Origin of the sequence: Paenalicyclobacillus cellulosilyticus (assembly GCF_014647315.1) — a bacterium.
Taxonomy (GTDB): Bacteria; Bacillota; Bacilli; order Alicyclobacillales; family Alicyclobacillaceae; genus Alicyclobacillus_J; species Alicyclobacillus_J cellulosilyticus.
Map to the genome: position 1 here is coordinate 1 of NZ_BMOY01000027.1, position 15,588 is coordinate 15,588.

Sequence of the window (15,588 nt, forward strand, 5' to 3'; positions counted from 1 at the left end):
AGCGTTCGCGCATGCTGGTCAGATACTCACGGCGGCTCTTCAATGACATTCGCACAACGATCCCTTCGGTTTGATTTCGATTTGAGTGATCTGGACCCCTTTCAGTTAGATTTTAAGTGAGTGATCGCGGCCCATTGACACCGGTGATCATGCGTTGTTATAATAACATCTTTTCCTTGACACCGCCTTGCCGCCGTGCTAAAATGCGGAAGGAAAGAGGTGGTGTGTGTTGGCGAAAAATGCGCTCCACGAAATTAAAAAGAGTCTCGACGGACTTATCGGCGAGCGCGTGCTCCTGCGAGCCAACGGCGGGCGGCGCAAGACCATCGAGCGCACCGGCGTCCTCGAGGAGACGTATCCGTCCGTGTTCGTCGTGAAGCTCGACCCGGCGGACGGGTCGTTCAAGCGCGTTTCGTACAGCTATGCCGACGTCCTCACCGAAACCGTGGAACTCGTCGTGTGCCGGGACGGCGGACAGGTGCGCGTCCCTCCCACACAAGCGTGAACGCGACACAGAGACGAGGTTTTCGATGGACTCCTCTCTTTCCCTTTGCGGATGATGTGATCCAGCAGCCTGCGGGCTGCTTTTTATTTTCCTCCCCTTCCCTGATTCTACGCGGACACAGGTGCACATGCTACAGGTGGCCGTCGGGGAAGGAGGCGTTGTGCAATGGGGAGACGCAGAAGCGCCATGTCGGAGTCGTTTAAGCTCGAGTTGGCGAAAGAACTCGGCTTCTACGATGTCGTACAGCGTGAAGGCTGGGGCGGCATCACCACGCGCGACGCCGGAAACATGGTGAGACGCGCCATCGAAATTGCAGAACAGGCCTTGAGCCATCCGTCGCGCACCGGCCGCGCCTGAACAAGCGGCCAGGCCGGGGTACGGGCGGATGGCGGGTGCGGACGCGGACGCATGCGGAGCGCTGCGGCCGCAAGCGAACACCTGACGGCCGAGCCGGGAATCCCCCGGCTCTCTTTTTTGCATACGGGACGCCGGACGCGGCAACGATATGCTCGGCGTGTTGCACGCGTGGGAGGGAAGAATTTGGCTGACCAACCTGGGCCTTTGGTCATCATCGGCGGGGCGGAGGACAAACAGGGCGAGTGCCGGATCTTGCGGGAGCTCGTCCGCCTCGGCGGCGGCCGGCATGCCCGCGTGCTGGTGATGACGGTGGCGACGGCGTTGCCTGCCGAGGTCGGGATGGAATACATCCAGGCGTTTCAAAAGATTGGGGTGGCGGATGTGCGCACGTTCGACATCTCCAGCCGGGAGGCGGCGAACACCGACAGCGCCGTGGCGTACGTCCGGGAGGCGACCTGCATCTTCTTCACCGGCGGGGACCAGCTGCGCATCACCAAACTGCTCGGCGGCACGCGGGTGGACGCCGCGTTGCACGAAGCGTTGGCCCGCGGGGTGGCCCTGGGGGGCACCAGCGCGGGCGCGTCGATGATGTCGAGCACCATGATTGTCGACGGCCGGGCGGAGACCAACCCGCGCATCTGCACCGTGACCATGGCGCCCGGGATGGAGTTCATCGACGGCGTCGTGATTGACCAGCACTTTGCGCAGCGAGGACGCCTCGGCCGGCTGCTCGCCGCTGTGGCGCAACACCCGCACCACCTGGGGCTCGGCATCGACGAGGACACGGCGGCCGTCGTCCAGCGCGGGGTGCTCCGGGTGGTCGGCCGCGGCGCGGTCAGCGTCGTCGACGCCGGCATGCTCAGCCACTCCAACCTGGACGTGGTGCAGCCCGACGAGTCGCTCGCCCTCTGCGGCATAACGCTGCACGTGCTGCCGGAAGGTTACGGCTTCCATCTCTCCTCCCGCCAACCCATCACCGACTGGGATGCGTGGGAGCGCACGACGGGCAAGGAGTTGAACGCATGAAGATCCTCTCGGTTCGCCACATCGAGGGCCCAAACGTGTATCTCTACCGGCCCATCCTCATCGCGCGCCTCGATCTGATGGACAAGGCGGAGCGCGAAACCACCTCGTTCCCGCAGTTGGCAGATCACCTCCTTTCCCTCCTGCCGGGCCTGCGCGAGCACCACTGCGCCAAGGGCCGGCCAGGCGGGTTTGTGGAGCGGCTGTACGGAGGGACCTACCTCGGCCACGTGATAGAGCACGTGGCCATCGAGTTGGCGTGCCTCGCCGGGCTCGACGTCCACTTCGGCAAGACGGTGTACGCCGGGCGCGTCGGACTGTACGACGTCGTGATGGAGTGCAAAGACTTCCCGACTCAGAAGCTGCTGTTGCAGGAAGCCCTGGCTTTGGTGGACGATCTCGCCGCCCGCCGCGCGGTGTTGCCAAGGCGGCTTGCGGACGCCGTCGCCCGCGCCCGGGATGTCCTCGCGCGCTCGCAGCTCGGGCCGAGCACCCAGGCCATCGTCGCCGCGGCGTTGGCGCGGGGTATTCCCGTGCGGCGCCTCGACGACCGGAGCCTGCTGCAACTTGGCTACGGGTGTCACCGCAAGTGGGTGGCTGCGACGATGACCGAGCATACCTCGGCGGTGGCGGTGGACGTCGTCGCCGATAAGGCGCTGACGAAACAGCTCTTGGCCACCCACGGCATCCCGGTGCCGGACGGCGAGGTGGCCGGCAGCCTGGAGGAGGCCCTTGCCGCATTCCGCCGCCTTGGCCCGCCGGTCGTCGTCAAACCGCAAAGCGCCAGTCAAGGCCGCGGCGTGAGCCTCGCGCTCATGACCGCCGAGGAGGTGGCGGACGCCTATCGCTGGGCGGCGCAGGTCGCCTTACCCGTGTTGGTGGAGCGGTATCTGCCGGGACGCAACGTGCGCGTACTCGTGGTGGCCGGTCGTTACACGGCGGCCAGCGAGCGCGTGCCGGCCCACGTCGTCGGCGACGGGCGGCGCACGGTCACGGAACTGGTCGCCGCGGCCAATTGTGACCCGCGGCGGGGGCAGGACCACGAAAAACCCCTGACGCGCATCGAGATCGACCAGATGGCGGTGCGCATCCTCGCCAAGCAGGGGTGGACGCCGGCCAGCGTACCGGCGGCGGGGCAGGTGGTGTGGTTGCGCGATACCGCCAATCTGTCGACAGGCGGCGAGGCGCGCGACGTGACGGACATCCTGCATCCCGCGTTCCGGCACTTGGCGGAGCGGGCGGCTCGGTTGCTGGGGCTTGACGTCTGCGGGGTCGATCTCGTCATCCCGGAGGACGCGTGGGCCAGCGGCGACGGCGGCGTGGTCTTGGAACTCAACGCCGCCCCGGGCATCCGCATGCATCTGTATCCGTCGCAGGGGGCGGCGCGGGACGTCGGGGAGGCCATCGTGCGCAGCCTCTTTCCGGGCAACACCACCGGCCGTATCCCCATCGTCGCGGTCACCGGCACCAACGGCAAAACCACCACGACGCGGCTCATCGGCCACGGGCTCGCGCGGGCGGGCCGCGCCGTCGGCATGACCACCACCGGCGGCATCTACATTCGCGGCGAACGGGTGGTGAGCGGCGACACCACCGGACCGGACAGTGCCCGCATCGTCCTGGCGGACCCCGCGGTCGAAGTGGCGGTCCTGGAGACGGCACGCGGCGGCATCGTGCGCGGCGGGCTCGGCTACGACCAAGCGAACGTGGCGGTCCTCACCAACATCACCCTGGATCACATCGGCCAGGACGGTGCGGAGACGCTGGAGGACATTTTGCACATCAAGTCGCTGGTGGCGGAGTGCGTATTGCCAGGCGGCACCGTCGTGCTCAACGCCGACGATCCGATGCTGGTGCGCCTCAGCCAGCGCCTGACGAGCCGGGTGGTGTTTTTCAGCGGGGCGGAGGACAACCGCGTCCTGGCGCGCCACCTTGCCCGCGTCGGGACCGGGTATTATGTGGCGCGCGGCCATTTGGTCGAGGCCCGCGGCAGCTTGGCCTGGGACTTGGTGGACGTGCGGGATGTCCCGCTCACCATGGGCGGCACCGCCCGCTTCCACGTCGAGAACTGCCTCGCCGCGGCAGCCGCGTTGCGCGCTCTGGGCATGACGCGGCAACAGGTGATCGACGCGCTCGTAAGCTTCTCGCCCGCCGAGCACAACCCTGGACGCGCCATGGTGTTTGAGCTCCCGGCACGAGGCAGGGTCGTCCTCGACTACGGCCACAACCCGGACGGCTTCGCCAAGGTGGGCGCGTGGTTGCGCCAATGGCCGCACCAGCGCCTCCTTTGTGTCGTGGGGGTGCCGGGGGACAGGGCGGATCACGTGATCCGCGCGGCCGGCCGCGCCGCGGCGGAGGTGTTCGATGTGCTGGTCGTCAAGGAAGACCAGGACAAGCGGGGGCGCGTCCCCGGCGAGGTGGCGCAGATCCTCGCGCGGGAGATTGGGGCGGCAGCCCCGGACAAGCCGTGCTGGATTGAACTCGACGAATGTGCCGCCCTCATGCGGGCGTTGCGGGAAATGCGCCCGGGTGACATCGTGATCGCGTTCTACGAACACCTGGATCCGCTTGTCCACATGTTGACGCGCCTGGGAGCCCGGCAGGTGACGGGTGCGCACGGATGGTTGCAGCCGGCAGCCCCGGGCGCTTGACTTCCCCGGGCGCCCGCCGCATGCTATCCTCGATTGGGGTGGACGCATGCTGGCGGAACGAGCGTACGCGAAAATCAACCTCACCCTCGACGTGTTGGGGCGGCGGCCGGACGGGTACCACGAGGTGGACATGGTCCTCCAGACCATCGACCTGTCTGACCTCATCTGGTTGGAAGACGCCCCCTCGGGCGTCATCGAAGTGTCGTCCAACGCCGCCAACATTCCCACCGACGCGCGCAACCTGGCCGTGGCGGCTGCACGCGCCCTCTCTGCCGCCTGCGGGTTGGCGCGGGGCGTGCGCATCCGGATCGACAAACAGATCCCCGTCGCGGCCGGGCTCGCCGGCGGATCGGCGGACGCGGCGGCGGTGTTGCGCGGGCTGAACCGGATGTGGCAGCTCGGCCTCTCGGCGGATGAACTGGCCGCCATCGGCGCGCAGGTAGGGTCGGACGTGCCGTTCTGCGTGCTCGGGGGGTGTGCCCTGGCCACGGGCCGCGGGGAGCAACTCCGCAAGGTGGATCACGATCTGCGCGCCTGGGTTGTCCTGGTGCGTCCGCCGGTGTTCGTCTCCACCGCCGAGGTGTACGGCACGCTGACGCCGGACCGGTATGCGCCGGCCCCCGCCAGCCGCGCCATGATCCCGGCGCTGTTGCGCCGGGACTTCGACGCCGTGCGGCGGTTGTCGGTCAACGGACTGGCTGCCGCCACCCTGGCGCGCTATCCGGAGGTGCGCCAGATGTGGCAGCGCGTGGAGCAGGCGGCGCACGTCCCGGTGCAGATGTCCGGCAGCGGCCCTACCCTGTACTGTCTGCTGCCCGCCCGGTCGATGGCCCAGCGGCTGTACAACGCGTTGCGCGGGTTCGCCCGCGAAGTGTACCTGTGCCGGTTTGTGTCGTGAGGCGGAGGTGGGCGCAGTGCGGCGGCCGGAGCGGCTGATCCGTTTGACGAAGCGCCTGGTGGAACAGCCCAACCAGGCGTTCTCCTTGTCCGACATCGCGGCCGAGTGCCAGGCTGCCAAGTCGTCGCTGAGCGAGGACGTGGCGCTCGTGCGCAGCGTCGTTGCCGCGGAGGGTGCAGGGGATGTGGAGACCATCGCGGGTGCGGGAGGCGGCGTGCGCTACCGGGCAGGCATGAAGCCTTCCGCCCGGGCGGCGTTCACCGCGCGGCTCATCGACATCCTCTCCGACCCGTCCCGGATCCTGCCCGGCGGCTTCCTGTACATGCTCGATGTCCTGGGCGATCCGGAAGTGCTCGACGGCGCGGGCCGCATCTTCGCATCGGCGTTTTATGCAGCGGGCGTCAACGCGGTCGTCACGGTGGAGACCAAGGGCATCCCGCTGGCGGTCGCGACGGCGCGTTACCTGCATGCGCCGGTGGTGATTGTCCGCCGCGAGCACCGGGTCACCGACGGTCCGGCGCTGAGCCTGCACTACGTCTCGGGCTCGGAGCGGCGTATTCAGACGATGTCGGTTTCGACGCGGGCGATGCCGCCCAAGGCGCGGGTGCTCATCGTGGACGATTTCATGCGCGCGGGGGCGACGGTGCGGGCGGTGCGGCACCTGCTGGCCGAGTTTCACGCAGAGGTGGCGGGCACCGCGGTGTTCATGGCGACGAGGGAACCCGTGCAGAAATTGGTGGACGACGTGTTTGCGCTGTTCGTGGTGGAGCGGCTGGAGGAGGGACGGCCGGTCGTCATCACGGCGGCGATGCCATGGGAAGGGGGATGAGCGATGGACATCATCGCGACAGCCAAGGCGCCGGCCGCCATTGGTCCGTACGCGCAGGCGGTGGCGGCCGGGCCGTTCGTGTTTACGTCGGGGCAGATCCCGCTGCGCCCCGACGGGACGATGGTGGAAGGAGACATCCGGGCGCAGGCAGAGCAGGTGTTGCATAACCTGGACGCGGTGCTGGCGGCGGCCGGTTGCCGCCGCGAAGACGTGGTGAAGGCGACCATTTTCTTGACCGATCTCGCCGCCTTTGCCACGGTCAATGAAGTCTATGCAGCCTACTTCGGAGACCACCGGCCAGCCCGGTCGACCGTGCAGGTGGCGGCGTTGCCGCGCGGCGCGCAGGTCGAGATCGAGTTTGTGGCGGTGCGTCCGGTGCGGTAAAGGCGGAGCGTGTCCGTGTTCCGTGCGCCAAAGCGGCCGGCGCAACGGGGCGGCACGCCGATCATGCGCACGAACGGTACGGAGGGGGGCGAATGCCCCTCTGTTTTTCTCAACGGATTTTCGGCGGAAAATTGTGACGGCCAGCAGGAGTTTTGACTTGGATGTGGAATGAATCACATACATCCTCCGCAGGTGGACAAAGGTGGTGTTCAGCATGCAGATCACAGACGTTCGCCTTCGTAAGGTCAGCAGTGAGGGTCGTATGAAAGCCATCGCGTCCGTCACGTTCGACAGCGAGTTTGTCGTCCATGACATCCGCGTCATCGACGGCAACAACGGCATGTTCGTGGCCATGCCGAGCAAGAAGACGCCGGATGGGGAGTTCCGCGACATCGCGCACCCCATTTCGTCGGCGACGCGGCAGAAGATCCAGGAGGCCGTGTTGCAGGAGTACTACAAGGCCACCCTGGTCGAAGAGCCAAGCGCTTGAACGCGATGGCTTAAGCGAAGGCGCATGCGGCGAAACGGGGGAGAAAACGCTTTCTGCGCACACGGCGCGCATACGAGAAGAAGGCTCATTCGAATGAACATCGCCTGATATGCCGACGGGCCCTGTGTCTGCAGGGCTCTTTTTTGATGGGAGATGGACAAGATTCATAAATTGAATCGCCCGCAGGCTTCGGGTACACTGGTGCCTGGATCAAGAAAGCGGGGGCGAACCGGTGGGAAAAGGAGCGATTGTGCTGGCGGCTGGACTGGGGACGCGCATGAAGTCCAAGCGCCACAAGGTGCTGCATGAAGTGTGCGGCAAACCGATGATCCACCACATCCTGGACCAGCTCGAACGGCTCGCGTTGGATCAGGTCATCGTCGTCGTCGGGCAACAGCGGGAAGCGGTTGCGGCGGCCGTGGCCGGGCGGGCGGAGGTGGCGGTGCAGGAGGAGCAGCTCGGCACCGGCCACGCTGTCCGGTGCGCCCTGCCGCGTCTGCGCGCGGACGTCGACTCAGTGGTGGTGTTGTACGGCGACGCGCCGCTCATCCAGGCGGAGACCGTCGGCCGCCTGCTCGACGAACGGGAGAAGCGTGGCGCCGCCGCCGTTGCGCTGGTGGCGACCCTCGACGACCCAACCGGGCTGGGCCGCGTCCTGCTCGCTCCGGACGGACAGGTGGAACGGGTGGTCGAGGAGAAGGACGCTTCGCCCGCCGAGCGGCAGATCCGGCTCATCAACACCGGGATTTACGCGTTCGCGAGCGACTTGCTTCGCGGCGCTGTGGCGCGGCTGCGCCCGGACAACGCGCAGCACGAATACTACCTGACGGACACGTTGGCCATCCTGCGCCAGGACGGCCATGCGGTGTGGCCGCTCGAGGTCGAAGATCCGGAAGAGATTGCGAGCGTCAACGACCGCGTGCAATTGGCGGCGGTGGAGCGCATCCTGCGCCGGCGCATCTGCCGCCGCTGGATGCAGGCGGGTGTCACCATTGTCGATCCAGACGCCACGTACATCGGCCCGGACGTCGTCATCGGCCGCGACACGGTCATCTGGCCGGGCACCCTGCTCGAGGGGCGCACCGTGATTGGCGAGGATTGCGTCATCGGGCCGTACGCGCGCTTGCGCGATGCGGTGATTCACGAGGGGGTGACCGTCGAGCACTCCGTGGTGCTTGCCAGCGAGATTGGCCGCGGGACGAGCGTCGGGCCGTTCGCTTACATCCGGCCGGGCTGCCGGATTGGCGAGCGGGTGCGCCTCGGTGACTTTGTGGAGGTCAAGCAGTCGTCCATCGGAGACGACAGCAAGGTCAGCCATCTGGCGTACGTGGGGGATGCGGTCATCGGGCAGCGCGTCAACATCGGCTGCGGGGTCATCACCGTCAACTACGACGGCGAGCGCAAGCACCAGACCGTCGTCGGGGACGACAGCTTCGTCGGTTCCAACGTCAACCTCATCGCACCGGTGACGGTGGGCGCGGGCGCTTACGTGTGCGCCGGATCGACCATCACCGACGAGGTGCCGCCGGACGGTTTCGCCATCGCCCGCGCGCGGCAGGTCACGAAACCGGACTACGTGAAGCGGTGGAAGTCGCGCCGTGCGGCGCAGGCCACCAGCGACATGCCTTCATCCCCGGCAGACCGGCGAGAGAACGAGAGGTGAACCATTCGTGTCCAGAGACGCAGAACTCAAGCTGTTTACCGGCAACGCGAACCCGGAGCTCGCCAAGGAGATTGCGGACCAGATTGGGGTGCCGCTCGGGGACTGCTACGTCGGCCGTTTCATGGACGGCGAGGTCCAGATCCGCCTCGGCGAGAGCGTGCGCGGCGCCAATGTGTTCGTGATCCAGCCCACCTCGACGCCGGTCAACGAGCATCTGATGGAGCTGCTCATTATGATTGACGCCCTCAAGCGCGCGTCGGCCAAGTCCATCAACGTGGTCATCCCGTACTACGGGTATGCCCGCCAAGACCGCAAGGCGCGCGCCCGCGATCCCATCACGGCGAAGCTGGTCGCGAACCTGCTCGACAAGGCGGGCGCGAACCGCATCATCTGCATGGACCTGCACGTCGGCCAGATCCAAGGTTTCTTCGATATCCCGCTGGATCACCTGGTCGCCATGCCCATCCTCGCCAACTATTTTCTCGCCAAGAACCTGCCCGATCCGGTCGTCGTCTCACCGGATCCCGGCTCGGTGACGCGGGCGCGGGCGTTCGCCGAGCGGTTGGGGGCGCCGCTCGCCATCATCGACAAGCGGCGGCCGGACGTCAACGTGGCGGAAGTGATGAACATCATCGGCGACATCAAGGGGCGGACCGCCATTCTCATCGACGACATGATCGACACGGCGGGGACCATCACCCTGGGCGCCAAGGCTTTGCTCGAGCGCGGGGCCAAAGCGGTGTACGCCTGCTGCACGCATCCGGTCCTGTCGGGCGACGGTGTCAAGCGCCTCGCGGAGTCGCCGATTGAGGAGGTCGTGGTCACCAACACCATCACCCTGCCGCCCGAAAAGCGGATCCCGAAGATCACCGTCCTCTCCGTCGCGGAACTCATCGCCGAAGCCATCCTGCGCGTCCACACCCATCGTTCCATCAGCCAGCTGTTCGATTGAGGCGGGCCGGATGAAGGTCATCGTCGGCTTGGGCAATCCGGGGCCAGAGTACGCGCAAACAAGGCACAACGTGGGGTTTTGGGTGGTGGACCGCCTGGCGGACCGCTGGCAGGCGGGCGCGGGCAAGGAGAAGTGGCGGGCCTGGGTGGCCGAGGTCCGCTGTGGCGCGGAAAAAGTCTTGCTCGTCAAACCGTTGACGTACATGAACCAAAGCGGCGAGAGTGTCCGCGCGGTGATCAACTTTTACCGGGATCTCGACATCACCCGCGACCTCATCGTCGTCTACGACGACATGGACTTTGCGCCGGGGGAGATCCGCTTGCGCCAAAAAGGCAGTGCGGGCGGGCACAACGGTATGAAATCGGTCATCGCCCACCTCGGCAGCGAGGTGTTTCCGCGTGTGCGCGTCGGCATCGGCCGACCGGGGCCAGGGGCGGACGTGGTGTCGTACGTCCTCAGCCCGTTCCCGCCGCAGGAACGTCTGCGGGTGGAGGCGGCGGCGGAGCGGGCGGCGAACGCCATCGAGTTCGCCGTTCAGCATACGTTCGAGCTGGCGATGAACCGGTTCAACCGGCCGCCCGAGGCATGCGGGGGGTGAACGTCCGGGCGTCCGGGTATCCCCTCGGTGCGGGTGCACCTGGATTACCGCCCGCATCCCATGGCGGTATGAGGCGCGCCGCCGTCACCCATACTAGTACGGACACGAAGGCGGAAGCAGGGGGAACGGCGGTGCGCATCGAGTATCTGTGCAGGCATTGCCACCATATGGTGGGCGAGATCGACCGCCCGGACTGGTCGTACGAGGATGCGGTCCAGATCCTCGGCCTCGGCCACCTGGATGAGGTGGAGCGGGCGCGGACCATCGCGTATAATGACCATGGGCGATGGATGTACATCCTCACCGTCTGCGACTACTGCCAGCAGGCGGTCGAGGCGCATCCGGAGTTGTTGGTGGAAGGCAAACTCCTGCAGTAGCGCGCCGCACAGAGGCGCGGCAGGGGTTATTATGCCTTTTGCCGCGCCTTTTGCCGCGCGCGTTCATCGCGAGGAGGAATAACGTGATTGAGTTGGCTCGATTCGTTGCGGCGGATCAAGAGCTTCGCGAATTTTACGATAAGACCGACACATCCAACCACGACGGCATGGTGACCGGGCTGTCGGGCAGCGCCCGCCACCTCTATTACGCGGCGCTGTACTTGTTGCACAAGGAACGCCATCCGTCGGGGGCGCTCGTCGTCGTCACGCACTCTGTCAGCCAAGCGACGGCGATTTGGGAAGACTTGCGAGAGTTGTTGCCTGAAGAACCGGTGCTGTTGTTCCCGGAGCGGGAACTCGCCATCGTCGACGTCGTGGCGTACAGCCGCGATGTCGTGAGCGATCGCGTCCGCGTCTTGCAGCACCTGTGCGAGGGGCGGCCGGCGCTGGTGGTGGCGACCATCGCCTCCGCGGTGCAGCCGGTGACCGCCAAGGCGCATTTTCGCCAGCGTCTGCTCACGTTCCGAGTCGGCGAGGACCCGGGCATCGGCAACCCGGCGGAGGCGTTGGTGCACGCTGGATACGAGCGGGTGGACGTGGTCGAAAACCCGGGGCAGTTCTCCGTCCGCGGCGGCATCTTGGACGTGTTTCCGCTCGGGGCGGAGCATCCGTACCGCATCGAGTTTTTCGATACGGAGGTCGATTCCATCCGCGCGTTCGACGTCGCCAGCCAGCGCTCCGTCGAGAAGTATGACGAAGTGACGGTCGGCCCTGCCCTCGACTTGCTCGTGCCGCAGGCGGTGATGGCCCAGGCGGCGGACCACCTGCAGCAACACCTCGACCAGCGGCTGCGCACGGTGACTGACCTGGAGGTGCGCGACCGGCTGCAGACGACGGTGGGGGCCGACATCCGCAAACTCAAAGACGGTTTGCCTTTTTACGGCTTGTCGCGGTATGTCGAGGCATTCCCCAAACACGTGCACACCCTGCTCGACTACTGCATCGGCCGGACGATGGTGTGCTTCGACGAGCCGTCGCGCTTGACGGAGCGCCAGCGCGGCTTGGAGAAGGAGTTCGAGGAGTGGTTGTCGGCGGCGCTGTTGCGCGGGGAATTGTTGTCCGGCACGGTCAAACCCCCGGTCTTCGACCGGGTCTGGGAGCACCGCGGCATGAGCGGAATCCAGTTTTCCACGTTCGCCCGCGCCGGCGGGGCCGGCGGTCACCGCCTCGCGGCGGTGCTCAACGTGTCCGCCAAGGCGATGCAGAGCTTCCACGGCCAGATGAACCTCCTCAAAACGGAGGTCCAGCGCTGGCAGCGCAGCGGCATGCGGGTGGTGTTCCTGGCGGCCACCCCGGAGCGCGCGGAACGCTTGGAGCGGGTGCTCGCCGACTACCGCATCCCGGCGGAACGGCGCGAGCGGTTTGCCGACGCGCGGGAACCCCAGATCCTCATCGGCAACCTGTCGGGCGGGTTCGAGCTGCCGCTGCTGCGCCTGGCGGCCGTCGTCGAGACGGAAGTGTTCACGTCGAAGAAGAAGGGCCGCCGGCTGCGGGCCGAGATGTCGAACGCCGAGCGGATCAAGAGCTACCAGGAGCTGAAGGTCGGCGATTACGTGGTCCACGTCAACCACGGCATCGGCAAGTATCTCGGCATCCGCACCCTCGAGATCGACGGACGGCACAAGGACTACCTGCATCTGCAGTACGCGGGCAACGACAGCCTGTACGTGCCGGTGGAACAGATTGACCAGGTGCAGCGCTATATCGGCGCGGAGGACAAGGAGCCCAAGCTCTATCACCTGGGCGGCGGCGAGTGGAACCGGGTCAAGCGGCGGGTGTCGAAGTCGGTGCGCGACATCGCGGAGGACCTGCTCAAGCTGTACGCGGCGCGGGAGGCGACGCCGGGGTATGCGTTTTCACCCGACACGCCGTGGCAGAAGGACTTCGAGGCGATGTTCCCGTACGAGGAGACGCCGGATCAATTGCGGGCCATCGAGGAGATCAAGCGGGATATGGAGCGGCCGCGGCCGATGGACCGGCTGCTCTGCGGCGACGTCGGCTACGGGAAGACGGAGGTGGCCCTGCGCGCGGCGTTCAAGGCGGTGATGGACGGCAAGCAGGTGTGCGTTCTCGTGCCGACGACGGTGCTGGCGCACCAGCACTACGAGACGTTCAAGGAGCGGTTCTCCGGCTTCCCGGTGACGGTGGACGTCTTAAGCCGCTTCCGCAGCCGCAGCGAGACCCAGGCCATCCTCAAGGGGCTGCGGGAAGGGACCATCGACGTCATCATCGGCACGCACCGCCTGTTGCAGAAGTCGGTGCAGTTCAAAGACCTGGGCCTGCTCATCATCGACGAGGAGCAGCGGTTCGGCGTCACGCACAAGGAACGGATCAAGCAACTGCGCACCAACGTCGACTGCCTGACGCTCACGGCGACGCCCATCCCGCGCACCCTGCACATGTCGATGATCGGCGTGCGCGACCTCTCGGTCATCGAGACGCCGCCGGAAAACCGGTTCCCGGTCCAGACGTACGTGGTGGAGTTCAACGAGAGCCTGGTGCGGGAGGCGATTGAGCGGGAGCTCGGCCGCGGCGGTCAGGTCTACTTCCTCTACAACAACGTGCAAGGCATCCAGTCGATGGCGGAACGCGTGCGCCGGCTGGTCCCGGAGGCGCGCGTGGCGGTGGCGCACGGGCAGCTCCCGGAAGACGAGTTGGAGCGGGTGATGCTCGACTTCCTGGAGGGCGAGATCGACGTCCTGGTCACGACGACCATCATCGAGACCGGACTCGACATCCCGAACGTCAACACCTTGATTGTGTACGACGCGGACCGCCTCGGACTGGCGCAACTCTACCAACTGCGCGGCCGGGTCGGGCGTTCCAACCGGATTGCGTACGCCTACTTCACGTATCAGAAGGACAAGGTGCTGACCGAGGTGGCGGAGAAGCGGCTGCAGGCCATCAAGGAGTTCACGGAGCTGGGCAGCGGCTTTAAGATCGCGATGCGCGATCTCGCCATCCGCGGCGCGGGCAACCTGCTCGGCGCGGAGCAACACGGGTTCATCAATTCGGTGGGGTTCGAGATGTACAACGAGATGCTGGCGCAAGCCATCAAGGAGCTGCGCGGCGTGCAGGAGAAGGAGCAGCCGGAGCCCGCCATCGAGCTGGCGGTGGAGGCGTACATCCCGGATACGTACATCCCGGATGCGACCCAGAAGATTGCGATGTACAAGAAGTTCAAGTACGTCCGGAGCCTGGAGGCGGCGGACGACCTCGAGGACGAGCTGGTGGACCGCTACGGCGACCTGCCGGAGCCGGTGCACAACCTGCTCGACATCACGCGCATCAAGAGCCTGGCCATGGCGCACGGGATTGACCACATCGCCGATCACGGCCAGGATACCATCCTCCGCTTCCGGGACGAGGCCGCGGCGCAAATGGATTTCGCGAAACTCAACGCCCTTTCCCACCGGCACAAGGGCCAGTTGTCGCGCCCTGCCGGCGGCCTGCAGGTGGCGTTCCGGCTGCGGGGGCTGTCCGACCGGGAGCGGTGCCAGGCGCTGTTGCGCTTCCTCAGGGAATTGCCGGAAGCGATGAAGAAGACCGAGCAGGAGGTCGAAGAGCTTGCACGATAGGGCACAGAGCAGTCTCGGCAGCATCCTTGGCCGAACCTTCGGCCGCACCGTTCGTCTGCGTCAAGGCGCACGCACCGCGTGGACGGTGGCTGCCGCCTTGGGTACGGCGGTCTGGCTGACCGGTTGCGGCGCACTGGTGAAGACGGCGCACGCGCCGACGGTGGACGAGCAGACCTTGCAACAACAGGCTGGGCAGACCGCCCAAGGCGGACCGGCAGGCCAGCACACGGGCCTCATGGCGGATCCGAAGTACGGCGGCCCGGTGGTGGCGACGTACCGCGGCGGCACCCTGACCAAGCAAGAACTGGACCAGCAGTACAACCTGCTCGTGGTGTTCCCGCACGTCCAGCCGCGGCCGTCGAAGGCCGAATTCCTCAAGCAGTACGTGGTCCTCTACAAGTATGTGTACGCCCAAGCGGTGAAGTCGGGTGCGGCGAAGCCGGACCCGGCGCAGGCGGCCTCTTCGGCCGACAGCTTCCTGCAGCAAGTGGCGCAACAGGATGGGAAGAGCGAAGCCCAGGAACAACAGCGCCTCGCCGACCTCGGACTGCACCGGGACGACCTGGTGCGCTTGTTCGAGAAGCAACAGGTGGTCACCGCGTATCTGAACCAGCTTGTGGCGAAGTCGCCGCTTCCGGACGAGATCGCCAAACAATACTACGATGCCCACAAAGCGGAGTGCGTACGGGTGACGGTGCAGCACATCCTGGTCAAGGACCTTGCGCTGGCGAAGAAAATTGTGGCGCAGTTGCGCGCAGGTGCCAGCTTCGACCAGCTGGCGGACAAGTACTCCGTCGACACGGGGGCGAAGGATACGCACGGCAAGTACGTGGACGCGTTTGTTCCTACGTTTGTCCCCAACTTCGCCAAGGCGTGCCTCACCTTGCCCATCGGCCAGGTGAGCGATCCGGTGCATACCCAGTACGGATACCACGTGATGCGTGTTTTGGCGCGCAAGCCGCTCGACTTCGCGGAGGCGAAGCAGGACATCCTGAACCTGCCCGACGTCCAGGCGGAGGTGCAGCAGAAGGTCGGCCAGTCGGTGTACAACCAGGTCGTGCACGCGGCAGACGTCAAGGTGGTCCCGGGCGCCAAACTGTGAGACGGACCGCCGCCCTGATGTCCGCGGGTGTGGCGGCAGTCCTGCATAGAGGGATGGGGGGCGCTGCATAATAAGCCCACGTCAGGTACCCGCTGCAGCCACGGCAAGTCGAGGTGACGCA

General features: G+C 66.3%; 14 protein-coding genes. All 14 read left to right on the forward strand.

The features are described 5' to 3' along the window. The first annotated feature begins 229 nt into the window (after positions 1-229). The 14 genes from veg to IEX97_RS08975 all read left to right on the forward strand — a co-directional run bounded on the left by veg (position 230) and on the right by IEX97_RS08975 (position 15,467). A complete protein-coding gene (gene veg, locus IEX97_RS08910) occupies positions 230-505 on the forward strand; it encodes a biofilm formation stimulator Veg (protein ID WP_188882520.1) in 276 nt (91 codons plus the stop codon). 165 nt (positions 506-670) lie between these two features. Then, positions 671-862: a small, acid-soluble spore protein, alpha/beta type gene (locus IEX97_RS08915; RefSeq protein ID WP_188882479.1), complete on the forward strand. Its 192-nt coding sequence runs from the start codon at positions 671-673 to the stop codon at positions 860-862. 183 nt (positions 863-1,045) lie between these two features. Then, positions 1,046-1,888, forward strand: coding sequence for a cyanophycinase (locus IEX97_RS08920; RefSeq protein ID WP_229776704.1), 843 nt, complete (start codon positions 1,046-1,048; stop codon positions 1,886-1,888). Then, a complete protein-coding gene (gene cphA / locus IEX97_RS08925; protein WP_188882481.1) occupies positions 1,885-4,536 on the forward strand; it encodes a cyanophycin synthetase in 2,652 nt (883 codons plus the stop codon). The genes IEX97_RS08920 and cphA overlap by 4 nt, the downstream gene beginning before the upstream one ends. 46 nt (positions 4,537-4,582) lie before the next feature. Next, the gene (ispE, locus tag IEX97_RS08930; RefSeq protein ID WP_188882482.1) at positions 4,583-5,434 is read left to right on the forward strand and encodes a 4-(cytidine 5'-diphospho)-2-C-methyl-D-erythritol kinase; all 852 of its coding nucleotides are present in this window, start codon (positions 4,583-4,585) and stop codon (positions 5,432-5,434) included. Between the two features lie 16 nt (positions 5,435-5,450). Beyond that, entirely contained in the window at positions 5,451-6,263 is an 813-nt protein-coding gene (gene purR / locus IEX97_RS08935; protein WP_188882483.1) for a pur operon repressor, read from the forward strand. A 3-nt stretch (positions 6,264-6,266) separates the two neighbouring features. Continuing rightward, positions 6,267-6,647 (forward strand): RidA family protein, encoded by a 381-nt coding sequence (locus IEX97_RS08940; protein ID WP_188882484.1) that lies wholly within the window; start codon positions 6,267-6,269, stop codon positions 6,645-6,647. A 214-nt stretch (positions 6,648-6,861) separates the two neighbouring features. After that, positions 6,862-7,137 (forward strand): septation regulator SpoVG, encoded by a 276-nt coding sequence (gene spoVG / locus IEX97_RS08945; RefSeq protein ID WP_188882485.1) that lies wholly within the window; start codon positions 6,862-6,864, stop codon positions 7,135-7,137. 232 nt (positions 7,138-7,369) lie between these two features. Then, on the forward strand, positions 7,370-8,800 hold the full coding sequence (gene glmU, locus IEX97_RS08950) for a bifunctional UDP-N-acetylglucosamine diphosphorylase/glucosamine-1-phosphate N-acetyltransferase GlmU (protein ID WP_188882486.1): 1,431 nt from the start codon (positions 7,370-7,372) through the stop codon (positions 8,798-8,800). 7 nt (positions 8,801-8,807) lie between these two features. Next, a complete protein-coding gene (locus IEX97_RS08955) occupies positions 8,808-9,752 on the forward strand; it encodes a ribose-phosphate diphosphokinase (RefSeq protein ID WP_188882487.1) in 945 nt (314 codons plus the stop codon). A 10-nt stretch (positions 9,753-9,762) separates the two neighbouring features. Further along, the gene (gene pth / locus IEX97_RS08960) at positions 9,763-10,350 is read left to right on the forward strand and encodes an aminoacyl-tRNA hydrolase (protein WP_188882488.1); all 588 of its coding nucleotides are present in this window, start codon (positions 9,763-9,765) and stop codon (positions 10,348-10,350) included. Next, positions 10,347-10,727, forward strand: a complete 381-nt coding sequence (locus IEX97_RS08965; protein ID WP_188882489.1) for an anti-sigma-F factor Fin — start codon at positions 10,347-10,349, stop codon at positions 10,725-10,727. The genes pth and IEX97_RS08965 overlap by 4 nt, the downstream gene beginning before the upstream one ends. Before the next feature lie 83 nt (positions 10,728-10,810). Beyond that, positions 10,811-14,365, forward strand: coding sequence for a transcription-repair coupling factor (gene mfd / locus IEX97_RS08970; RefSeq protein ID WP_229776706.1), 3,555 nt, complete (start codon positions 10,811-10,813; stop codon positions 14,363-14,365). Further along, positions 14,355-15,467, forward strand: a complete 1,113-nt coding sequence (locus IEX97_RS08975; protein ID WP_188882491.1) for a peptidyl-prolyl cis-trans isomerase — start codon at positions 14,355-14,357, stop codon at positions 15,465-15,467. Before mfd ends, IEX97_RS08975 begins: the two co-directional genes overlap by 11 nt. Positions 15,468-15,588: the final 121 nt, after the last annotated feature.

Excerpts from the sequence above, each read along its gene's own strand:
- IEX97_RS08915 (WP_188882479.1), top strand. The coding sequence starts at position 671 with ATGGGGAGACGCAGAAGCGCCATGTCGGAGTCGTTTAAGCTCGAGTTG.
- cphA (WP_188882481.1), top strand. The coding sequence starts at position 1,885 with ATGAAGATCCTCTCGGTTCGCCACATCGAGGGCCCAAACGTGTATCTC.
- ispE (WP_188882482.1), top strand. The coding sequence starts at position 4,583 with ATGCTGGCGGAACGAGCGTACGCGAAAATCAACCTCACCCTCGACGTG.
- IEX97_RS08940 (WP_188882484.1), top strand. The coding sequence starts at position 6,267 with ATGGACATCATCGCGACAGCCAAGGCGCCGGCCGCCATTGGTCCGTAC.
- spoVG (WP_188882485.1), top strand. The coding sequence starts at position 6,862 with ATGCAGATCACAGACGTTCGCCTTCGTAAGGTCAGCAGTGAGGGTCGT.
- pth (WP_188882488.1), top strand. The coding sequence starts at position 9,763 with ATGAAGGTCATCGTCGGCTTGGGCAATCCGGGGCCAGAGTACGCGCAA.